This is a genomic window from Johnsonella ignava ATCC 51276, from assembly GCF_000235445.1.
Classification (GTDB): Bacteria; Bacillota; Clostridia; order Lachnospirales; family Lachnospiraceae; genus Johnsonella; species Johnsonella ignava.
Genome location: NZ_JH378838.1, coordinates 18,831 through 39,280, shown reverse-complemented (window position 1 = coordinate 39,280; position 20,450 = coordinate 18,831). Strand labels below are relative to the sequence as shown.

Annotated in this window: 22 protein-coding genes and 6 pseudogenes; all 28 read left to right on the top strand. The window is 45.6% G+C overall.

All coding sequences use genetic code 11. The features are described from left to right. A pseudogene (locus tag HMPREF9333_RS13755) lies at nucleotides 1-168 on the top strand (IS3-like element ISErh6 family transposase); the annotation flags it as partial. Further along, entirely contained in the window at nucleotides 141-308 is a 168-nt protein-coding gene (locus tag HMPREF9333_RS13750; protein ID WP_408611229.1) for an integrase core domain-containing protein, read from the top strand. The pseudogene HMPREF9333_RS13755 and the gene HMPREF9333_RS13750, both read left to right, overlap by 28 nt. Nucleotides 309-362: 54 nt before the next feature. Beyond that, nucleotides 363-512, top strand: a complete 150-nt coding sequence (locus HMPREF9333_RS12980; protein WP_242822341.1) for a helix-turn-helix domain-containing protein — start codon at nucleotides 363-365, stop codon at nucleotides 510-512. Nucleotides 513-585: 73 nt separating this feature from the next. Then, nucleotides 586-1,107, top strand: coding sequence for a DUF5720 family protein (locus HMPREF9333_RS13690; RefSeq protein WP_005541863.1), 522 nt, complete (start codon nucleotides 586-588; stop codon nucleotides 1,105-1,107). A gap of 170 nt (nucleotides 1,108-1,277) precedes the next feature. Then, nucleotides 1,278-2,174: a DUF6017 domain-containing protein gene (locus tag HMPREF9333_RS10340; protein WP_005541861.1), complete on the top strand. Its 897-nt coding sequence runs from the start codon at nucleotides 1,278-1,280 to the stop codon at nucleotides 2,172-2,174. Then, nucleotides 2,175-2,666 carry a PcfB family protein gene (locus HMPREF9333_RS10335; RefSeq protein WP_040882931.1) on the top strand — a complete coding sequence of 164 codons (492 nt, stop codon included), beginning with the start codon at nucleotides 2,175-2,177 and terminating at the stop codon, nucleotides 2,664-2,666. It begins immediately after the preceding gene. Beyond that, nucleotides 2,663-2,953, top strand: a pseudogene (locus tag HMPREF9333_RS10330) (VirD4-like conjugal transfer protein, CD1115 family); the annotation flags it as partial. The gene HMPREF9333_RS10335 and the pseudogene HMPREF9333_RS10330, both read left to right, overlap by 4 nt. Nucleotides 2,954-3,013: 60 nt before the next feature. Further along, complete coding sequence (locus tag HMPREF9333_RS10325; RefSeq protein ID WP_005541859.1) at nucleotides 3,014-4,852, top strand: recombinase family protein; 1,839 nt, start codon at nucleotides 3,014-3,016, stop codon at nucleotides 4,850-4,852. An 80-nt stretch (nucleotides 4,853-4,932) separates the two neighbouring features. Continuing rightward, nucleotides 4,933-5,124 carry a transposon-encoded TnpW family protein gene (locus tag HMPREF9333_RS10320; protein ID WP_005541858.1) on the top strand — a complete coding sequence of 64 codons (192 nt, stop codon included), beginning with the start codon at nucleotides 4,933-4,935 and terminating at the stop codon, nucleotides 5,122-5,124. Nucleotides 5,125-5,220: 96 nt separating this feature from the next. Continuing rightward, the gene (locus HMPREF9333_RS10315) at nucleotides 5,221-5,649 is read left to right on the top strand and encodes a VOC family protein (protein WP_005541856.1); all 429 of its coding nucleotides are present in this window, start codon (nucleotides 5,221-5,223) and stop codon (nucleotides 5,647-5,649) included. A 20-nt stretch (nucleotides 5,650-5,669) separates the two neighbouring features. Beyond that, a pseudogene (locus tag HMPREF9333_RS10310) lies at nucleotides 5,670-5,989 on the top strand (TfoX/Sxy family protein). Nucleotides 5,990-6,051: 62 nt separating this feature from the next. Further along, complete coding sequence (locus HMPREF9333_RS10305) at nucleotides 6,052-6,423, top strand: EXLDI protein (RefSeq protein WP_003030991.1); 372 nt, start codon at nucleotides 6,052-6,054, stop codon at nucleotides 6,421-6,423. Nucleotides 6,424-6,592: 169 nt separating this feature from the next. Continuing rightward, entirely contained in the window at nucleotides 6,593-6,913 is a 321-nt protein-coding gene (locus tag HMPREF9333_RS10300; protein WP_005541850.1) for a DUF3847 domain-containing protein, read from the top strand. Between the two features lie 242 nt (nucleotides 6,914-7,155). Further along, entirely contained in the window at nucleotides 7,156-8,616 is a 1,461-nt protein-coding gene (gene mobQ / locus HMPREF9333_RS10295; RefSeq protein ID WP_005541848.1) for a MobQ family relaxase, read from the top strand. A gap of 61 nt (nucleotides 8,617-8,677) precedes the next feature. Further along, complete coding sequence (locus HMPREF9333_RS10290; RefSeq protein WP_003029057.1) at nucleotides 8,678-9,097, top strand: nuclear transport factor 2 family protein; 420 nt, start codon at nucleotides 8,678-8,680, stop codon at nucleotides 9,095-9,097. A gap of 12 nt (nucleotides 9,098-9,109) precedes the next feature. Further along, nucleotides 9,110-9,727 (top strand): SAP domain-containing protein, encoded by a 618-nt coding sequence (locus HMPREF9333_RS10285; RefSeq protein ID WP_005541842.1) that lies wholly within the window; start codon nucleotides 9,110-9,112, stop codon nucleotides 9,725-9,727. A 143-nt stretch (nucleotides 9,728-9,870) separates the two neighbouring features. Beyond that, nucleotides 9,871-11,349: pseudogene (locus HMPREF9333_RS10280) on the top strand (VirD4-like conjugal transfer protein, CD1115 family); the annotation flags it as partial. A 36-nt stretch (nucleotides 11,350-11,385) separates the two neighbouring features. Then, nucleotides 11,386-11,601 (top strand): Maff2 family mobile element protein, encoded by a 216-nt coding sequence (locus tag HMPREF9333_RS10275; protein WP_005541840.1) that lies wholly within the window; start codon nucleotides 11,386-11,388, stop codon nucleotides 11,599-11,601. A gap of 20 nt (nucleotides 11,602-11,621) precedes the next feature. After that, the gene (locus HMPREF9333_RS10270; protein WP_005541839.1) at nucleotides 11,622-12,491 is read left to right on the top strand and encodes a VirB6/TrbL-like conjugal transfer protein, CD1112 family; all 870 of its coding nucleotides are present in this window, start codon (nucleotides 11,622-11,624) and stop codon (nucleotides 12,489-12,491) included. Between the two features lie 14 nt (nucleotides 12,492-12,505). Continuing rightward, complete coding sequence (locus HMPREF9333_RS10265) at nucleotides 12,506-12,940, top strand: PrgI family protein (RefSeq protein WP_040882919.1); 435 nt, start codon at nucleotides 12,506-12,508, stop codon at nucleotides 12,938-12,940. Beyond that, the gene (locus HMPREF9333_RS10260) at nucleotides 12,858-15,287 is read left to right on the top strand and encodes a VirB4-like conjugal transfer ATPase, CD1110 family (RefSeq protein WP_169311768.1); all 2,430 of its coding nucleotides are present in this window, start codon (nucleotides 12,858-12,860) and stop codon (nucleotides 15,285-15,287) included. Before HMPREF9333_RS10265 ends, HMPREF9333_RS10260 begins: the two co-directional genes overlap by 83 nt. Further along, on the top strand, nucleotides 15,280-15,453 hold the full coding sequence (locus HMPREF9333_RS13110) for a hypothetical protein (protein WP_005541837.1): 174 nt from the start codon (nucleotides 15,280-15,282) through the stop codon (nucleotides 15,451-15,453). The genes HMPREF9333_RS10260 and HMPREF9333_RS13110 overlap by 8 nt, the downstream gene beginning before the upstream one ends. Further along, complete coding sequence (locus tag HMPREF9333_RS10255; protein WP_005541836.1) at nucleotides 15,446-16,468, top strand: DNA cytosine methyltransferase; 1,023 nt, start codon at nucleotides 15,446-15,448, stop codon at nucleotides 16,466-16,468. Before HMPREF9333_RS13110 ends, HMPREF9333_RS10255 begins: the two co-directional genes overlap by 8 nt. After that, nucleotides 16,465-18,444 carry a C40 family peptidase gene (locus HMPREF9333_RS10250; RefSeq protein ID WP_005541835.1) on the top strand — a complete coding sequence of 660 codons (1,980 nt, stop codon included), beginning with the start codon at nucleotides 16,465-16,467 and terminating at the stop codon, nucleotides 18,442-18,444. Before HMPREF9333_RS10255 ends, HMPREF9333_RS10250 begins: the two co-directional genes overlap by 4 nt. 26 nt (nucleotides 18,445-18,470) lie before the next feature. After that, the gene (locus HMPREF9333_RS10245; protein WP_005541834.1) at nucleotides 18,471-18,743 is read left to right on the top strand and encodes a DUF4315 family protein; all 273 of its coding nucleotides are present in this window, start codon (nucleotides 18,471-18,473) and stop codon (nucleotides 18,741-18,743) included. Beyond that, nucleotides 18,709-19,137: pseudogene (locus tag HMPREF9333_RS13745) on the top strand (SH3 domain-containing protein); the annotation flags it as partial. The gene HMPREF9333_RS10245 and the pseudogene HMPREF9333_RS13745, both read left to right, overlap by 35 nt. Before the next feature lie 123 nt (nucleotides 19,138-19,260). Continuing rightward, nucleotides 19,261-19,674 (top strand): annotated as a pseudogene (locus HMPREF9333_RS13740) (DUF4366 domain-containing protein); the annotation flags it as partial. Nucleotides 19,675-19,770: 96 nt separating this feature from the next. Further along, nucleotides 19,771-20,450: recombinase family protein (locus tag HMPREF9333_RS10235; protein WP_005541831.1), on the top strand; the 680-nt coding region annotated here is incomplete at its 3' end.

The window sequence follows — 20,450 nt, the reverse complement described above, 5'->3', positions numbered from 1 at the left end:
AGAAGGAAAAATATCCTTCTGTTATTTTACATTCAGATCAAGGTGTACAGTATACTTCTTGTGAGTTTGTAAATTTCTGCAAAGACAACAATGTAACTCAGAGTATGAGTAAAGCAGGCTGCCCTTACGACAATGCAGCTATGGAAAGATTCTATAATACTTTTAAAAGTAATTTTTATAATGTAGCCAGTTTCACTAGTGCAGAGGCAATGGATGAACTTACTACAAAATATATCAATTGGTACAACTACATCAGACCTCATTCGTATAACAATTATTTAACACCAATGGAGGCTCGCTACAGATAGATATTTATCGAACAAAGTGTTACAAAAAAGCTTGACCAGTAAAGCACATATACCGTGGAACAGATTGCGGCCATGCTCAACATTGGCCGCACAACCGCATATCAGCTCGTCAAGCAGGAGGAGTTCAGGATCGTCCGCATAGGCAATGCGATCCGCGTTTCCAAGAAATCTTTTGACGAGTGGCTGGAAAGTTTGGAATTGTGAATATCGCAAGAAACGCCGTAGGCTCAAAAAACCTATGGCGTTTTTTTATACCCATTTTTGAAGGAGGCTGGCAATGAAACTAACAGAAGCAGAAATGAGGATGGTGTTTCAGATTGAAAGTACCAATCAGAACGCCGCCCTGAATGAGATTTACATGACATGGCGCTATGCGCCGAACCCGGCAACGAAAGAAACGGCGGAAGGCCTTCTGGACAAGCTCCGCCCACTGTCGGATCAGGAGTGCATGGATTTGATCCGCAAGGTGCAGGCCGAATACCGTCTGCCGGAGAAAGCCCGCACCATCGGGGAAATGCTGGCAGAGGCCAGACAGCAATCCGGGGTGCAGAAGTTATCCGGCCATGACATTATGGCTTTGGAGCGTTTCGACCCGGCGACCAGACACATGATTGTCTTTGATGTTCTTACCCATGACTCGCCTGTTGGCTGGAAGGGTGAGAAAATGCGCCTGTTCCTGACTGACGCCGGATACAGCAAGGCTTTGGAAAATCAGAAAAAGGGGCACATCAAAATCCGCAGCCATGCGAAGGTACTTTCCGGCAATCTCCACTATGACCATAAAGACCGTGAGAGGTAGCTGACTGAAAACTGTATCAAAATCAGTGGGATATCTTCTGTTTCTTCCTCTGTGGCTTGCATTCTGAACAGGGCGTGGATGTTTTCCCATGCGGGAGGCTATGAAGGCGTACAGACAGATAAACCGCTCAAAATCAACACTTTTTATTTTCACAGGAAGGAGGTGCGAAGATGGCTGTTTTTCGTATTGAAAAGACCCGTGATTATACGGTCATGTCGAACCATCACTTGAAAGATCGAACGCTGACCCTGAAATCCAAAGGGCTGCTGTCCATGATGTTGTCGCTCCCTGACGAGTGGAATTACACCACCAGAGGTCTTGCGGCGATCTGCCGGGAAGGTGTGGACAGCATCGGTGCGGCATTGAAGGAGCTGGAAAACCACGGGTATATCCGGCGCACCCAGCTTCGGGATGAAAAAGGCAAGATCACGGATACCGAGTATGTCATTTACGAAATGCCTCAGTGCGAACCGCCGTCAAGCCCAGGTACGCCTTTACCGGGTACGGCAAAGCCATATACGGAAAACCCGGATATGGGTATCCCGGATACGGCGGAACCGTGTACGGAAAACCCCGCACAATTAAATACTAATCAAACAAAGACTGATTTATCAAGTACGGAACTATCAAATCCTATCCAATCAAATCCCCCTACCCCCGCAGAGGCAAGGATGGGAATGGATCGGATGGGAGCCAGAGAATGTTATCGTGAAGTGATTTTGGATAACATCGAGTACAGCTATCTGGTGCAGGACAGCCATATCGACCGTGAGCAGCTTGACGAAATCGTTGACCTGATCGTGGATACCGTATGTTCTGCCCGCAAAGTCATCCGCATTGCCGGAGACGATTATCCGGCGGAGGTGGTAAAGTCCCGGTTTATGAAGCTGGACAGCTCCCATGTTCAGTATGTCATGGACTGCATGAAGGACAACACCACCTATGTCCGCAATATCAAGAAATACCTTCTGGCGGCGCTGTATAACGCCCCGACCACCATCAACAGCTACTATTCTTCCTTGGTGCAGCACGATATGTACGGGGACGGGCAAAGGGGGCGAGGCTAAATGCAGGAGGAAGTAACGCGTGGTGCCGTAACGCTCATTGTTGACGGAGCCAAGCTAAGCGAGCAAGTCTTTGAAAAGGTCGTCAAAAAGTTCCTGGAGGAAATCCAGAAAAGCCAGAAGCCAAAAATCTACCGCGGCAGGCAGAGCCTTAAACAGCTTGCCAGCCAGAACGCCGGTCTTGCCAATATCGAGATCAGTGACAAGAATATCAAGGCTTTCTCCCGTGTGGCGAAGAAATACCATGTGGATTTTGCCTTGAAGAAGGACACCGCCGCAGAGCAGCCCCGTTACCTGGTCTTTTTCAAAAGCCGGGACGCGGATGCCATCACAGCGGCATTTCAGGAGTTTGCCAGCCGGAAAATGAGCCGTGAGGAAAAGCCCTCCATCCGGGAGCGGCTGACTCGGGCGAAGGAACAGACGGCGGAGAAACCGGAACACCGCACCATTGACCGGGAGAAAGTAAAGGTCAAAGATCGGAGCGTGCAGAGATGAACATGAAAAAACTGTTTTTGCTGAACCTTCCGTATATTCTGTTTGTGTATCCCTTCGATAAGCTGGCACAGGCTTTTCGGCTTGCGCCCGGCGCTGACCTATCCGGCAAGCTGCTCTCCATCGGGGACGGCTTAACGGCAGCACTTTCCTCCCTGTGGCTCAGTTTTCATCCCACGGACCTGCTGATCGGTATAGCCGGTGCGGTGGTCCTTCGCATGGCGGTCTACCTGAAAGGCAAAAACGCCAAGAAATACCGCCACGGAATCGAGTATGGTTCTGCCCGCTGGGTTACATAATATTAACTGAACAGGAGTGATATATAGACACGAGAAAAGGAGGATAATGCCATGATAGAATATCATAACAAAATCACTGCACTATACTCCCGCCTTTCAGTTGGTGATGAAGATAGAGACGGTGGCGAGAGTAATAGTATTGTCAATCAAAAAGCCTTTTTAGAAAGGTATGCAAGAGATAAAAAGCTGATAAACATTCGCCACTATATCGACGATGACGAAAGCGGTAGGTTCTTTGACCGTTCTGCTTATACACAGATGATAAGCGATGTAGAGCAAGGTAAAATCGGAATTGTCATCATGAAAGATATGACAAGATGGGGAAGAGATTATCTTCAAGTCGGTAATGCGATGGAGATATTCAGAAGAAACAATGTACGCTTTATCGCCATCAACAACGGTATAGACAGCATTGACCAAAACACATTGGAATTTGCTCCCTTTATAAACATCATGTCAGAGTGGTATGCAAGAGACATCAGCAAGAAAGTAAAAACAGGAATTAAGACCAAAGGAGCAAACGGAAAGCCTGTCGCAACAGAAGCCCCATACGGCTATATAAAAGACCCTGAGAACAAAGATTATTGGATAGTCGATAAAGAAGCTGCCGAAGTAGTAAAACTCATTTTTAGGCTATTTATGGAGGGGAAAAACAGAAATCAGATAGCCATTTATCTGAAAGAAAAAGAAATACTAACCCCAACCTTTTATATGAAAAGACAAGATAGAGGAACAGCTAAAAACAAACCCCTCAACGAAGAAAACAGATATAACTGGAACAAAGCAACCCTAACACGCATACTGAAAAGACAGGAGTATTGTGGCGATGTAGTCAACTTCAAGACCGAAAAGCATTATAGGGATAAAAGAAACCATTATGTAGATAAAAGCAAATGGCAAATAACAGAAAATGTGCATGAGCCGATAATAGATAGAACTACCTTTGAAAATGTAGAGCGTATGTTAAAAAATGCACCTGTAAAAAGACCAAATGGAGATGGAGAAATTCACGCACTTTCAGGCTTGATGTACTGTAAAGATTGCGGAACGAAAATGCACATTCGCACCATACACAAAAACAAAAAAGTACAGCATGTAACCTATTGCAGTGAATATGCCAAAGGAAAAGCAAAGCACCCAAAATGCAATTCTCCACATCGTATTGATGTCGATGAAGTTATGGAAAATATTGCAGAAGTCTTACGAAAGATAGCACAATATTCCTTAGAAAATAAAGCAGAGTTTGAAAAACTTGTAAAAGAGAGTCTGTATAAAGAGCAGACGGAAGAAGTCAAGAAAAATCAAAAGCGTATGCCACAAATCACAGACCGAATGGAACAGATAGAAAGAGTGATGAATAAGCTCTATGAAGATAATGCACTTGGAAATATGGATACAGAACGCTATGAACAGTTATCAAGAAAGTATGCAGAAGAATATTACACCTTAAAAGCAGAAAAAGAAGAAATCAAAGAACGCTTATCCGAATGTGAAAATGCAAACAAAAGAGCAAAGAGATTTATCAGACTTGCAGAAAGCTATTCCAACTTTGAAGAACTTACCCCCACCATTATCAATGAGTTTATCAGTAAAATCATAGTACATGAAAGAGATGTAAAAAGATCAAAATATGTTGTTCAGCGAATAGAGGTTTATTTTAACTATATCGGAAAATTTGAAAATGAACTTACAAAACAGATAGAGCCGACAGAACAAGAAATGATACAGATGAGGGAAGAAATAGAAGAAGCAAAGAGAGAAAAATCACGAGCTTATCATAGGGCATATTCTAAAGAGTATCGAGCCAAAAACATCGAAAAATGTCGAGAGTATGAGAAATTAAAAGCAAGAGAATATCGAGCAAAAAAGAAATTACAGGCAACAACTTAAAACTAAATATTAACCAATCGCAAAAGAGGTTTCCTAATTACAGGAAATCTTTTTTTGTGCAAGTCGAAAGGAGGAACTAAATGGCAGAAAATGAGAAAACAGATATTAAAGAAATACAGGCAGAACAACAAGCACTCCACCTAAAGCCTGACGGTATTCTAACAAAAAAGATAAATGGAAAAACCTTTGTAACAGAGATATATTTTGATAAAAAGAGTAAAGAGACATTTCAAGATAAGCTGTTCAAAGTAATATATTCAAAGGGCAAATAGTAGTGAGTAGGGAAATCTGGCAGTAGAAAAAATGCCTAAAAAATGCTATAATATCAATAACTATTAAGAGAGAAATAACGAATTAAGGAGGTAACAATGAACAAAATTACTTGTATTTGTTTAGGTGTTAAAGATATGGAAAAGTCAATCAAGTTTTATAGAGATGGTTTAGGATATAAGACTGATTGCAAAGAAAATAATCCGGCGGTATGTTTTTTTGATACTCCGGGAACAAAGTTCGAACTATTTCCTTTGGAACAATTAGCAAAAGACATTGATGAAAATAATCCGCCAAAAAGAAATGGATTTTTCGGAATTACATTAGCTTACAATGTTGAACATAAAGAAGATGTTAATAGTGTAATTGACTTAGTACGCAATATTGGTGGAACCATTGTAAAAGAACCGCAAGATACCTTTTGGGGTGGATATCACGCATATTTTTCGGATTTAGATGGATATTATTGGGAAGTTGCATGGGGTCCAAATTTCAAGTTTGATGAAAATGGACTATTGAAATTTTAGTAATTAAGGGAGATAGAAAAATGGCTTCAAGTAAAAATATTTAGATTTCATTTTAGAACAACTATCCGAGTTGGAAGAAATAACATGTAGATCAATGATGGGCGAATATATTGTTTATTATCGCGGAAAAATTGTTGGTGGAATTTATGATGATAGGTTTTTAGTGAAGCCTGTTAAATCTGCAATAGCATATATGCCAAATGCAAAGTATGAGTTACCATATGATGGAGCAAAGGAAATGCTATTGGTAGATGATGTTGACAACAAAGAATATTTAACAGGGTTATTCAATTCTATGTATAAAGAATTACCGGCAATAAAAACTAAAAAGAAAAAATGAACGGTAAATCAAAGCGGTATAATATTTTTCTGTATAGGCAACAAGTTTAAGGAGGCAAGATTATGGATTATAAAGAAATAAAGCTTAATGTTTCAAATAATAAAATTAAAGAATATAAGCAATTTGAGGGCTTAAAATTATATTCTGATATTTTTAAATCTGAAGATGAAAAGGTATTGATTAACAAAAGAATATATGTTACAAAAAAACAGAATTATGTTTATTACGAAAGAACAGATGTAAATTGGAATTATTGGTCAAGCGAAAGAAATTATAATTCAACATTTAATCCGGAGAATGATAGTAAACACAACATTATATTTGAAGTTTCATCAGAATTAAGCGATTTTATTAAATATTTGGGAGAAGAAATAATTCGGAAGATTGAATTGAAACAGCACAATGGAGAAATTGTTGAGATATTAGATATTTGATTGTGTTATGAAGAATGAAGCATTGACTGAAAATATAATATCTACTCAAGCACGTAAAATTCCTATTTTTAGTAATATCAATTAAATAAAAAATAGTATAAAAACAGTAAATCAAAAAAGGTTTACTGTTTTTTTATTTGCTAAAAATAGAAAGAGAGGAAACGAGAAAATGAAAAACATTGAAGAAAAAATCTTAATGGCAGATGAAGAAATCAAGCAGTTACAAAATAAAAGAAAAAAACTCATCAGTCAACAGAAACAGGAAGAAAGAAAAAAGAGAGATAAAAGAATATATGAAAAAGGAGCAGTCTTTGAAAGTATCTTTACAGAAAGCAAGGATTTAACCAAAGATGAATTTTATCAGCTACTCACATCACTAATTTGTAAAGAAGAAGCCAATATCAAAATTAAAAAAATCATTGAAAGCAGAGAAGAAACAGAAAATCAAAACACCGAAACCCAAGATGAAGAAACGGACATCGAAGAATAGTCCCTTGTTTACAAGGGCGCACATATACACCTTAACAGGTGTGTGCGTTCTCCGAAGGCTCTTAGCAGAGGGCATATCAGCTAACGCTGATACAGGGGAGCTACACTCCCCTACGGAAATAAATTTCCTACCCCTTGTGTACTTCCCAAAAGAAATCGGATAAAAAGCAATCCGATTTCTTTTAGGAAATCTTGTCTATCGCCACATCAAAGTATCAGAAAAACGAAAGGAGGTTTTTTCTTATGGCGATATATCATCTTTGCATAAAGATTATTTCAAGAGGCAAAGGCAAAAGTGCAGTAGCAGCTTCCGCCTATCGAAGTGGCGAAAAGATAAAAAACGAATATGATGGCATAGTCCATGACTTTACAAGAAAAGGAGGAATAACATACACAGAAATTCTTTTACCACAAAATGCACCACAGGAATTTTTAGATAGAGGAACATTATGGAACAGTGTTGAGAAAATCGAAAAAAGCAAAAACTCCCAACTTGCAAGAGAAATTGAAGTAGCCTTGCCTAAAGAATTGGATAGAGAAAAACAGATAAATCTTGTAAGAGAATATGTAAAAGAAAACTTTGTAAAAGTAGGTATGTGTGCCGACATTGCCCTACATGATAAAAATGATGGAAATCCTCACGCCCATATCTTACTTACCATGCGACCACTAAATGAAGATACAACATGGGGAGCAAAATCAAAAAAGGAATATATCCTTGATGAAAACAGAGAAAAGGTAAAACTTAAAAATGGCAATTACAAAACAAGAAAGATAAATACAACAGACTGGAATGAGCAAGGCAAAGCAGAAGAATGGCGAAAAGCATGGGCAGACATTACAAATAAATATCTTGAAGAAAATAGCATACAGGATAAGGTGGATCACCGCTCTTATCAAAGACAAGGTATAGAACAAATACCGACCATTCATTTAGGAGTATCAGTAACCCAAATGGAAAAGAAAGGTATAGCTACAGACAGAGGAAATATCAATAGAGAAATCAAACATCAAAATATGATTTTAAGAGAAATTTCAAGAAGAATAAAAGCATTGCTAAATTGGATAAGAGGAATAGGCAAAGAAGAAAAAGCAGAAAATGAAAATGCAAAGTCCACCCTCCTACCCAAAGAAAACTTGTTGTCAATCTTTGAAAATCTTATCCATAAAAATGCAGATAAGAATAATACGGACTTAGAGAAATATATTGAAAGTTATCAGCTACTCAAAGAGAAAAACATCACAAGTATCAATCAATTAAAAGAGAGCATTACCGATTTACGAGATAAGAATTACAAGACAACACGAGCCTTAAAAGATACCGAGAAGAAGATTGATGAAAAAACAAAACTCATCGACCAATCAGAAAAATATTTGAAGTATAAGGATACCTACAAAGCCTATACCAAGACGAAGAAAAGCAGACAAGAAGATTTTTATAACGAGCATAGGGCAGAGCTTATTTTATTTGAAAGTGCTAAGAGATATCTCAAAGAACATTTAGGAGAAAGTAAGACCTTAGCCATCAGTAAATGGGAAACAGAAGTTACCACTTTGAAGAAAGAGAAAAAGAGCCTTTACAATCAAATATTAGAGATAAGAGAAGAAGTAGAACAAGCAGAAAAAGTTAAGACCTGTATAGAGCAGTTACAGGAACAAAAAAAGCAACTATCACAGGTAAAGAGGAATGAGTTAGACCTATAAAATCAATCGGAAAAATGGTATAATTATAAATAGTTGTTTGATTTTGGAGGTGCTTAAATTTATGGATGAAAGAGAAAAAATCATTCGTTTATGGTTTGATATGTGGCTTGTACAACAAGACTTAGGGATAGATGAAATTTTTTCAGATGACGTAATTTATATTGAGAGTTGGTGTCCCAAGTATGAAAATCGCCAAACAGTAAAGCACTGGTTTAATGAGTGGAATACAAGAGGAAAAGTGATTGCGTGGGATATAAAGCAATTTTTTCACAAGGATAATCAAACTATTGTAGAATGGCACTTCAAAAATAAAATGAATGAAGGGAAAGTTGAAGAATTTGACGGTATTTCTTTGATTGTTTGGACAGCCGATAATAAGATAAAAGCATTAAAAGAGTTTGGCTGTAATTGCAATAACTACAATCCTTATAAAGAGAGTGAAACACCCTTATTTAGAAATGAAAAAGCAAATTGGTTTTGAGGAGATAAAATATTGATAGAAAGTAGACCTGAGTTTGATAAAATTACATCGTTTGATGAATTTAGTAAATACTATTGGTATCGTGAAGAACTTTCACAGATATGCAAGTCATTAGGATTAGAATATAGAGGTATAAAACAAGAACTCAATTATATTATTGAGCAGTATTTTAAGGGTAATTTGATTAAAAAGTCATCAATAAAAAATGAAAAGAAAAAAATGGAAACTATTACCTTAGATGTGCCATTACTTGAATGTGGGTTCTCCTTTAACACACAATTTAGAGAATATTTCTCAATTTTAACAGATGTTTCACCATTTAAATTTACTGCTGATATGGCTACTGCTTGGAGAAAAGTAAAAAGCGAAAATGATTTGAGTTTTACAATTCAAGATATGCTGAAAGTTTATTATGGAAAATCAGATTATGCCAAGTATGATAATTCGGTTTGTCAATGGAATCAATTTTTAAAGGATTTCTGTGCAGATGAAAATAGTTGCAACTATTCAAATAAATTAAAAGTAGCTTCCATTATTTGGAAAGAAGTTAGAAATTCAAGAAATGAAAAAATTTATTCAAAGAATCTTTTGACTGAATATGCTTATAAAATAAAAGAGTATTGCAAGTAGGATATTTTCAGCTTGCTAAACTAACAATTTAATAAAAGCTAACACGAAAACAGTAAATCAAAAAAGGTTTACTGTTTTTCCTTGCCCAAAAGAAAAAAGCCTTATAGAAAAAGCATCCATAAATATAAAAAGGTACTTGACAAAATGCTTCCTGGGGTACGGCGGCGGATATTGCTCCCTACATGGACAAGGACTTTTTCCAAAACATCCCCATGACGCAGACGGAACGGATCACAATGGCGAGCCGTCCAAAGCAGCCGAAGTATGCCAGAAATAAAAACATTCTGGTGATCGGCGGTTCCGGCAGCGGCAAGACGCGGTTCTTCTGTAAGCCGTCGCTGCTGCAAGCTCATTCGTCCTATGTCTGCACTGATCCGAAAGGAACCTTGCTGCCGGAGATCGGCACTTTCCTGGAACGGAAGAAATACCGTATCAAATGCCTCAACCTGATAAACTTCCGAAAATCCATGAAATACAACCCTCTGGCCTATATTCGGTCAGAGAAGGATATCTTAAAGTTGGTGAACGCACTGATTATGAACACGAAGGGCGAAGGTGAAAAATCTTCGTAAGATTTCTGGGTCAAAGCGGAACGCCTCTATTATTCCGCACTGATCGGCTACATCTGGTACGAGGCCACGGAGGAAGAAAAGAACTTCATCACACTTCTGGACCTTATCAATGCCAGTGAGGCCAGAGAGGACGACGAGACTTATCAAAGCCCGGTGGACCTGCTTTTTTCTCAGTTGGAGGAACGGGAGCCGAACCACTTCGCCGTCAAGCAGTACCGCAAATTCAAGATGGCGGCGGGCAAAACCTTAAAATCCATCCTCATTTCCTGCGGCGCCCGGCTTGCTCCCTTCGATATCAAGGAGCTGCGGGACCTGATGGAATATGACGAACTGGAACTGGATACCATGGGCGACCAAAAGACGGCGCTGTTTGTGATCCTGTCAGATACGGACAGCACTTTCAATTTCGTGGCTGCCCTCATGTATAGTCAGCTTTTCAATCTGCTCTGCGACAAGGCGGATGACTTCTACGGCGGGCGGCTGCCTGTCCATGTCCGTCTGATCCTGGACGAGTTTGCCAACATCGGCCAGATACCGAACTTCGATAAGCTGATCGCCACCATCCGAAGCCGTGAGATATCGGCTTCTATTATTTTGCAGTCGCAGAGCCAGTTAAAGACCATCTACAAGGATGCGGCAGATACCATCGTCGGTAACTGTGACAGCACCTTGTTTTTGGGAGGCAAGGAGAAATCCACGCTCAAGGAAATTTCGGAGCTGCTGGGGAAAGAGACCATTGATCTCTATAACCAGTCTGAAAACCGGGGTAGCCAAGTTTCTCATGGCCTCAGTTATCAGAAATTAGGAAAGGAGTTGATGACCCAGGACGAATTGGCAGTGATGGACGGCGGCAAGTGTATCTTCATGCTGCGGGGCGTGCGCCCGTTTCTTTCGGACAAGTACGATCTCACCCGGCACCCGAATTACAGATACACGGCCGACGCTGACCCGAAAAATGTCTTTGACATGGAACGGTACATGAAGAAGCAGCGTGCCGTGGTAAAACCCACGGACACCTTCGATGTGTACGAGATTGACGCAACAACTTAACCCAAAATCAAAAACATTTTTTAGGAGGATTATTTTATGGAATTTTTCAACAGCGCAGTTGGTGTTTTGCAGACTCTCGTAGTGGCCCTGGGCGCAGGTCTTGGTATCTGGGGCGTTATCAACCTTCTGGAAGGTTATGGCCAGGACAACCCTGCTTCCAAAAGCCAGGGTATGAAACAGTTGATGGCCGGCGGCGGTGTCGCCCTCATCGGCATCACCCTTGTACCTCTGCTCTCCGGCCTGTTCGGTTGATCGTCCGGCGGTGATCGCTTATGGGCGGCATACTCGACAAACTCGATGAATGGCTCCGAGGGCTGCTCATCGAGGGGATCACGGGAAACCTGTCGGGCATGTTCGATACGGTCAATACCAAAGTAGGTGAGATCGCCGGTGAAGTGGGACAGACGCCGCTGGCATGGAACAGCGGCGTCTTTTCTATGATCCGCAACCTCTCTGAAACGGTGATCGTTCCAATCGCCGGGGTTATCCTGACATTCGTAATGTGTTATGAGCTGATCCAGCTTGTAACAGAGAAAAATAATCTGCACGATGTGGACACCTGGATGTTCTTCAAGTGGATTTTCAAGACTTTCTGTGCCGTTCTCATTGTGACGAACACATGGAATATCGTCATGGGTATCTTCGATGTGGGGCAAAGCGTTGTGAACAGCAGCGCAGGCGTCATCATTGGGAATACCTCCATTGATATCAGCAGCGTCATCACGGATATGGAGGCGCAGCTTGAAGTCCTGGGCACGGGAGAACTGTTCGGGCTGTGGTTCCAGTCCCTTTTCGTGGGGCTTACCATGAACGCCCTTTCCATCTGTATCATGCTTGTCATTTACGGCCGCATGATCGAGGTGTATTTGACAACTTCCGTTGGACCGATTCCGCTTGCCACTATGACGAACCGGGATTGGAGCCATACAGGACAGAACTACTTGAAATCCCTGTTTGCATTGGCGTTCCAGGCATTTCTAATCATGGTGTGCGTGGGAATCTACTCTGTTTTGGTACAGAGTATCGCCACGGACGGAAATATCTCAGGCGCGATATGGGCCTGCATGGGCTACACGGTCCTGCTGTGCTTCGCCCTGTTCAAGACCGGCAGCCTCTCTAAGAGCCTGTTCGGAGCGCATTAAGGAGGCTTGATAAATTGGCGTATGTAACCATTCCAAAGGATTTGACGAAAGTAAAATCCAAAGTGCTGTTTGGGCTTACCAAACGGCAGCTTATATGTTTCGGAGCGGCGGCACTCATCGGAGTACCGCTTTTCTTTTTGCTCAGACGCACGGCCAGCAACAGTGCCGCCGCGTTCTGCATGATTATCGTCATGCTCCCGTTCTTTCTACTTGCCATGTATGAGCGGCATGGTCAACCCCTGGAGGTGGTGGCCGGACAGGTCATCCGCTGTATGTTCCTGCGGACGAAGGAACGGCCTTACCAGACAAACAATTTCTATGTAGCCCTGGAGCGGCAGGCCCAGGCGGAAAAGGAGGTGAAAGCCATTGTTCAGAAAGCGAAAGCCAGAGCCGCAGGCACGGCAGGCGGCAAAAGCCACGGTAAAACTGACCGCCGCAGAAAAGCGTGAGATCAGCCGTATCCTGGAAACCGCCAGAGGCGACGGCAAGGTACATTCCGCACAGGACACCTTACCGTTCCGCCAGATGTACCCGGACGGCCTGTGCAAGCTGGACGACCACACCTGGTCGAAGTGTATCGAGTTCGAGGATGTGAATTATCAGCTTGCAAAGCCTGACGACCAGACGGCGATTTTTGAAGCCCTCTGCGATATGTATAACGCCCATGACGCTTCTATCGGGATGCAGCTCTCCCTTGTGAGCCGCCGCATGAACCGGGAGGATTTTGTGAAGCGTATCGAGATCGCGGCGCAGGGAGATCACTTCGACCATATCCGTGAGCTTTACACGCAAATGCTCCGCAAGCAGCTTGAACGGGGCAACAACGGTCTTATCAAAACAAAGTACCTGACCCTCACCATCGAGGCACGGGACAGCAAAACCGCACGGGCACGATTTTCCCGAATCGTCATGGACGCCCTCAACCATTTCAAGGTCATGGGCGCTCTGGCAAAGGAGCTTGGCGGCAAGGAGTGGCTGGAAATGCTCCACGGCATCCTGCACCCGGACGGAGAACGGTTTGCCTTTGAATGGAGTTGGCTTGCCCCTTCCGGCCTGTCGGTCCAGGATTTTGTCGCACCTTCTTCTTTCCGCTTCGGTGAAGCAAGGAAGTTCACGATGGCGGATAAATTCTGTGCCGTGTCCTTTCTGCAGATCAGCGCACCGGAAATGGATGACCGTATGCTCACCGAACTGCTGGATACGGACAGCGGGCTGCTTGTCAGCCTCCATATCCGCAGCATGGATCAGAACGAGGCAATCAAAACGGTCAAGCGGAAGATCACTGACATTGACAGTATGAAGATCGACGCGCAGAAAAAGGCGGTGCGGGAAGGTTTCGATATGGATATCATCCCCACTGACCTTGCCACCTACGCAGGCGAGGCAAAGAATATCCTCCGTGATCTGCAAAGCAGAAATGAGCGAATGTTCCTAATGACCTTCCTGGTGGTGAACTTTGCGGACAGCAAGCACAAGCTGGAGAATGACCTTCTCCGTGCGGCAAGCGTGGCGCAGAAATATAACTGCTCCCTGGTGCGGCTGGACTTTCAGCAGGAGGACGGCTTCGTGTCGGCTCTGCCCCTGGGTGTCAACCGCATTAAGATACAGCGCGGACTTACCACTTCGGCGGTGGCGGTGTTCGTTCCTTTCACCACGCAGGAGATTTTCCACGGCGGTGAAGCCCTCTACTACGGGCTCAATGCCACTTCCGGCAACATGATCCTTGCCGACCGCAAAAAGCTGAAAACACCCAACGGCATGATCTTAGGCACACCCGGCAGCGGTAAGAGCTTTTCCGCAAAGCGTTCCATCGTGGGTGTGTTCCTGAACACAAAGGACGATATCCTGATCTGCGACCCGGAGGCAGAATATTTTCCGCTGGTGAACCGTCTGGAAGGCCAGGTCATCAAAATCTCACCTACCAGTACGCAGTATGTGAACCCTATGGATATCAACCTCAATTACAGCGAGGATGATAACCCGCTGGCGTTGAAATCTGACTTTATCTTGTCGTTCTGCGAACTGGCGGCAGGTGGCCGGAACGGTCTGGACCCGGTGGAAAAGACGGTCATTGACCGTGCCGTGCGGATCGTATATCGCCCCTATATCGCAGACCCCCGCCCGGAGAATATGCCGCTGTTGGAAGATTTGTATGACGAGATCAAACGGCAGCCGGAGCCGGAGGCACAGCGGATCGCGGCGGCACTGGAACTGTATGTGCATGGCAGCCTGAATGTTTTTAACCACCGTACCAATGTGGATATCAACAACCGTATTGTCTGCTTTGATATCAAGGAGCTGGGAAAGCAGCTCAAAAGCCTGGGTATGCTGGTGATCCAGGATCAGGTATGGAACCGTGTTTCCCAAAACCGGGATCAGGGTAAATCCACCTGGTACTTCGTGGACGAATTCCACCTTTTGCTGCGCGGTGAGGTTGGCGCCTGGAGTGTGGAGATTTGGAAACGCTTTCGCAAATGGGGCGGTATCCCCACGGGAATTACGCAGAACATCAAGGACCTGCTTTCCTCCCCGGAGATCGAGAACATTTTTGAAAACAGCGATTTTGTGTACCTTCTGAACCAGGCCAGCGGAGACAGGAAAATCCTCTGCGAGCGCCTGAATATCTCCAACCAGCAGGCGGCACATATCAGCAACGCAGGCCCCGGCGAGGGGCTGATCTTCTTCGGCAATGTGATTCTGCCTTTTGTGGATGACTTCCCGAAGGACAATGAACTTTACAGCATTATGACAACAAAACTTGGTGAAACCGGGAAAGGAGAAAACGAACATGAATGATCCCCGCTATTTGAATACGGAAGAAAAACAGGAGGGCGAAACCTTCTTTGATGTGATGAACCGGCTGATTGCCAAAAGCAAGGCGGTCACGGCGGATATGGAGGCGGTCCTTGCGGAGCTGGAAAGTGAGATCGAACCGTTCCGTGCGCCGAAGAACCATGAATAAACTGACCCATGTGAGCCTGTTTTCCGGCATTGGCGGTCTGGACCTGGCGGCGGAGGCTGCCGGGTTTGAAACCGTCTGCCAGTGTGAGTGGGCGGATTTTCCGCACTCCGTCCTCTCCGCACGATGGCCGGATGTTCCCAGGTTCCGGGATATTACTACTTTTACGAAGGAGGCGTTTTTTGAAAAAACAGGACTTGAAACAGTTACCGTTATCTCAGGCGGCTTTCCCTGTCAGCCCTTCTCCACCGCCGGAAAACGGAAGGGCTTTGCGGATGAACGCTACCTGTGGCCGGAAATGTGCCGCGTTATTACCGAACTGCGGCCCCGTTGGGTGCTTGGGGAAAATGTTGCTGGCTTCATCAATATGGGGCTCGACAAAACGATCTTTGACCTGGCAAAAGCGGGATACGCTGTTCTCCCATTCGTATTTCCGGCTTGCGGTGTCGGCGCATGGCATGAGCGCCAGCGAACTTTTATCGTCGCGGCTGATGTTTCCCACACCCCTTGCCTCCGACAACAACACCGCCAGGGACGCGGCAAGCCTGGATGTGTTCCTGTCGGACAATGGGATATTCCGCAAGAGGAACCGAAACGGGGCAATCTGGAGCCTCAGCCTGTCGGCGGCGGTATTCTATCTGACCCCGGTGGCGTCGGACGGTTTCCGCTCGACCTTGAAGCCGTCGGCCTTCGATCCAGCGAAGAAGGACGGGAACCTGTCGGCGCAGATCATCTCCCAGGAACAGCCGGTGTCCGAAACGGCAGCACTGAACCCGGATTGGGTGGAATGGCTCATGGGCTTCCCGAAAGGATGGACGGACGTATCCTCTGGACCGCCGAGCCAGAAGGAATCCCCCGCATGACCGAGCGCATGGATGACCGGGCACTGCGGCTGAAAACTTTGGGAAATGCGGTCTGCCCGCCCCAGGCCTATCCCATTTTCCGCTATATCGCCATGATTGAAAATGGCACCTGCGGCGACTTTTGCCCCTATGGAAAGGAAGGTGACTGCCTATGAGGGAACTGAAAGCAACCGATAAGATCACGCAGAAAATGACCCGTGACGGTGCGGTATCAGAAAACCTTGCCACGGGAGAGGTGGAACATATCAGCAGCCGGGAGCCGGAAACGGAGCTGTCCGCTTCTTCGGAAGAATCCGCTGGTGCTGCGGCTGACCTCGCCCTGCGTGCGGCGGAACACCATGAGAAGAAAAGCACACGAAAGGCGGAAAAGGCTGACACCCAGGCAGTGCAGGATGGTTCTGCTGCAAGGCAGCGCCCGTCCTCCCGTCTGCAATTCACCGAGGAAGAACGCGCCGATCCCACACTTGGAAAGTACATCGACCATTCCGACCGTGCGGCGGACAGGCTGGACGCGGCAAAGGCCGCTATCCCCACAAAGAAAGTTCTCCGTACCGAGCGTGTTTTTGACGAGACAGCCGGAAAAGGCAAAACGCAGCTTCACTTTGAAGAAGTGGAGAAACGCCCCAACGGACGCCTGCGGCACAATCCGCTTTCTCGGCCGGTCCATGAGATTGTCCACGCTGCCCACGCGAAGGTGCATGAAGTAGAGCAGGAAAATGTGGGTGTAGAGGCCGGACACAAAGGCGAGGTGTTGACGGAACGCGGGTTTGCCTATGGAAAGGGCAAAGTCCGTGCCGCCGTCCACCATCACCGCACAAAACCCTGGCGTGACGCGGCGAAGGCAGAGCAAGCTTCTTTTAAGGCAAACGCCGACTACCTTTACCAAAAGGCACTGCATGATGATCCTGCATTGGCAGCTTCTAACCCGGTATCCCGCTTTCTGCAGAAACAGCGGATCAAGCGGAACTATGCAAAGGAGCTGCGGCAGGCGGAGAAAACCGCAAAGAACACCGCAGCTACGGCGAAAAGTGCGGCGCAGAAAGCAAAGGACGCCTTCAAGGAAACATTCCTCTACATCAAACACCATAGCCGGGCGGTTCTGCTGGTGATCGGCATTGGCGCCTGTGTTGCCCTGCTGTTTGGCGGGATATCTTCCTGTTCCATGATGGCGGGCTCCGGCGTGGGCGGTGTATTTACTTCTTCTTATCTCTCCGAGGATGCGGATATGCTGGCTGCGGAGGCGGCCTATTGCGAATTGGAGCAGGAGCTTCAATATGAGCTGGACCACTATGAGGCTCTGCACCCCGGATATGACGAATACCGTTTTGATCTGGACGAGATCGAACATGACCCTTATGTGCTGATCTCCATTCTCACGGCGTTCCATGAAGGGGTGTTCACCATCGACGCGGTTCAGGCGGAGCTGCAAATGCTCTTTGAAAAGCAGTACATCCTGACGCAGACCGTGGAAGTGGAGGTGCGCTATCGGACGGAGACACGGACAGACAGCGAAGGAAACGACTATGACGTGGAAGTACCATACAACTACTATATTTGCAATGTGAAGCTGGAAAACTTCGACCTTTCCCATGTGCCGGTCTACATCATGGACGAAGAAACGCTTTCCCTGTATGCGGTCTATATGGCAACGCTGGGGAACCGGGAAGATTTGTTCCCCGGCTCCGGCTATGTAGACAAGTACACCAAACCACCCACCACCTATGATATTCCGCCTTCCGCACTGGAAGATGAAACCTTTGCGGCGCTCATTACCGAGGCGGAGAAGTACATCGGTTATCCTTATGTCTGGGGCGGCAGCAATCCGAACACTTCTTTTGATTGCTCAGGCTTCGTGTCCTGGGTGCTGACGCAAAGCGGCGTCTGCAATACGGGCAGGCTGGGAGCCCAAGGACTCTATAACATTTCCACCCCGGTATCCTCTGCCAACGCAAGACCCGGCGACCTGATCTTTTTCGTCGGCACTTACGATACACCGGGCGTTTCCCATGTGGGTATCTATGTGGGCGGCGGAAAAATGCTGCATTGCGGCGACCCCATTCAGTATGCAGATATCAACACAAGCTACTGGCAATCCCACTTTTACGCTTTCGGGCGACCGCCCTACAACTAAAAAACGATATGGAGGTAATTTGATTTATGGCAACGACACAGAAGATCCGCAATGACATTGCGAAAACCAAAGAAAAGATCGCGGAACAGCAGAAACGCCTTCGTGCGCTGGAGGCCCAGCTTGCGGAGGAAGAAAATCTGGAAATCGTCCGCATGGTGAAAGCCGTGAAGATGGATAACAAGGAACTGACCGCCTTCCTGAAAGCCTATGCCAGCGGTATGATCTCCCTGCCGGAAGGTATGCTGCAGGAGGGCAACACCGAGAATGAGGAAACGGAGGGATACGAGGATGAAGCATAACTTTATGACAAAAATGGTATCGGCTCTTTTGGCGGTGGTGCTCAGCACTGCCGCTTTTTCTGTCACCGCCTTTGCCAGCGGCGGCGAGGAAAGCACGGAGTCCGTGGCTGAACAGGAAACGGCTGGGGATGTCTCTGATCTGCTTTCCGCTCTGGCAGGCAGCCAGGTCACGGTATCCGTCACCGAGGATGGTATCCAGTTCAGTTCCGGCGAAAATGACTCTGAGCAGACCGGCACCGTCACCACGGGCGGCGGCAATCTGAATGTCCGCACGGGCGCTGGAATGGATTATACCGCCTTCACCCAGCTTCCCAACGGAACGACCGTGAAGGTGATCGGCACGGACGGCGACTGGCTGAAGGTCATCCTGCCGGAGAAAATCGGCTATGTCTATTCCGGCTACATGACGGTAAGTGACGGCGAGGCTGGTTCCGAGGAAGGTTCTTTCTCTCTGGACGCGGAAACGCTGGAAAATCTGCTGGGGATGCTGGGCGGCGGTCTGAATGGCGGTGCCGCTTTGACGCCGGACGGGAACCTGTCGCTGATCGACGATATCGGCAGCCCTACTGCCAGCGGCAAGCAGTTTATCACAGTAGAAACGAAGAATGGCAATGTGTTCTATCTCATTATTGACCGTGACGACGAGGGCGAGGAAACCGTGCATTTTCTGAACCAGGTGGATGAAGCCGACCTCATGGCACTCACGGAGGATGGAGAAAAGGCGGAAACACCTATTGTCTGCACCTGTACGGAGAAGTGCCAGGCCGGAGAGGTCAACACCGCTTGCCAGGTCTGCGTAAAAAACCTCAGTGAATGTGTTGGCACAGAACAGAAAGCTGCGGAGCCCACCGAACCGGAGAATCCGGAACCCGAAAAGAAAAGCAATGCCGGGGCGCTCCTGGCGGTGCTGCTGATCCTTGCAGCCGGAGGAGTTATAGAATTAAGAAGAACACTTAATCACTATATTAGTGAAAGATGTTTTGCTTAATTCTTTTTTATTGAAGAATTTGAGCGAAAGGAGGTAATCGTGAGAAACTACGAGAAAATAACCGCTTTGTATGAGAGGTTAAGCCGAGATGATGAACTACAAGGCGAGAGCAATTCTATCATCAATCAGAAGAAAATTTTGGAAGAATACGCAAAGAAAAATCATTTGGAGAACATCGTTCATTTTACCGATGACGGAATTAGCGGAACGCAGTTTGATCGTCCGGGATTTATGGCAATGATGAACGGAGTAAATCAGGGAAATATCGGTTGTATCATCGTAAAGGATATGAGTAGACTGGGCAGAGATTACCTCAAAGTCGGTCAATGTATGGAGATACTAAGGCAAAAGGGAGTTAGACTTATTGCCATAAACGACAATGTAGATAGCTTTTACAAAGACGATGATTTTACCCCTTTTCGAAACATTATGAACGAGTGGTATGCGAGAGATACCTCAAGGAAAATCAAGTCCACATTCAAAGCTAAAGGAGAGAGCGGAAAGCATACAGGAAGCAGTCCGCCCTATGGATATATTAAAGACAAGGACGATAAAAATCAGTGGATTATCGATGAAAAAGCAGCAGAAGTTGTCCGAAGAATATTCCATCTGACAATGGACGGAAAAGGACCCTATGCCATTGCAAGGGTATTAGAAGCCGACAAGATAGATATACCCGCCTATCATCAGACAGAAATTGGGATAATGGACTACATCAA

What these genes read in the sequence shown, in the direction of transcription:
- HMPREF9333_RS10320 (WP_005541858.1), top strand. Translation starts at nt 4,933, where the DNA reads ATGGCAGAAAATGAGAAAACAGATATTAAAGAAATACAGGCAGAACAA.
- HMPREF9333_RS10305 (WP_003030991.1), top strand. Translation starts at nt 6,052, where the DNA reads ATGGATTATAAAGAAATAAAGCTTAATGTTTCAAATAATAAAATTAAA.
- mobQ (WP_005541848.1), top strand. Translation starts at nt 7,156, where the DNA reads ATGGCGATATATCATCTTTGCATAAAGATTATTTCAAGAGGCAAAGGC.
- HMPREF9333_RS10275 (WP_005541840.1), top strand. Translation starts at nt 11,386, where the DNA reads ATGGAATTTTTCAACAGCGCAGTTGGTGTTTTGCAGACTCTCGTAGTG.
- HMPREF9333_RS10245 (WP_005541834.1), top strand. Translation starts at nt 18,471, where the DNA reads ATGGCAACGACACAGAAGATCCGCAATGACATTGCGAAAACCAAAGAA.
- HMPREF9333_RS10315 (WP_005541856.1), top strand. Translation starts at nt 5,221, where the DNA reads ATGAACAAAATTACTTGTATTTGTTTAGGTGTTAAAGATATGGAAAAG.
- HMPREF9333_RS10250 (WP_005541835.1), top strand. Translation starts at nt 16,465, where the DNA reads ATGAGGGAACTGAAAGCAACCGATAAGATCACGCAGAAAATGACCCGT.
- HMPREF9333_RS10290 (WP_003029057.1), top strand. Translation starts at nt 8,678, where the DNA reads ATGGATGAAAGAGAAAAAATCATTCGTTTATGGTTTGATATGTGGCTT.
- HMPREF9333_RS10335 (WP_040882931.1), top strand. Translation starts at nt 2,175, where the DNA reads ATGCAGGAGGAAGTAACGCGTGGTGCCGTAACGCTCATTGTTGACGGA.
- HMPREF9333_RS10340 (WP_005541861.1), top strand. Translation starts at nt 1,278, where the DNA reads ATGGCTGTTTTTCGTATTGAAAAGACCCGTGATTATACGGTCATGTCG.
- HMPREF9333_RS10270 (WP_005541839.1), top strand. Translation starts at nt 11,622, where the DNA reads ATGGGCGGCATACTCGACAAACTCGATGAATGGCTCCGAGGGCTGCTC.
- HMPREF9333_RS10300 (WP_005541850.1), top strand. Translation starts at nt 6,593, where the DNA reads ATGAAAAACATTGAAGAAAAAATCTTAATGGCAGATGAAGAAATCAAG.
- HMPREF9333_RS13110 (WP_005541837.1), top strand. Translation starts at nt 15,280, where the DNA reads ATGAATGATCCCCGCTATTTGAATACGGAAGAAAAACAGGAGGGCGAA.
- HMPREF9333_RS13750 (WP_408611229.1), top strand. Translation starts at nt 141, where the DNA reads ATGGAAAGATTCTATAATACTTTTAAAAGTAATTTTTATAATGTAGCC.
- HMPREF9333_RS10255 (WP_005541836.1), top strand. Translation starts at nt 15,446, where the DNA reads ATGAATAAACTGACCCATGTGAGCCTGTTTTCCGGCATTGGCGGTCTG.
- HMPREF9333_RS10325 (WP_005541859.1), top strand. Translation starts at nt 3,014, where the DNA reads ATGATAGAATATCATAACAAAATCACTGCACTATACTCCCGCCTTTCA.
- HMPREF9333_RS13690 (WP_005541863.1), top strand. Translation starts at nt 586, where the DNA reads ATGAAACTAACAGAAGCAGAAATGAGGATGGTGTTTCAGATTGAAAGT.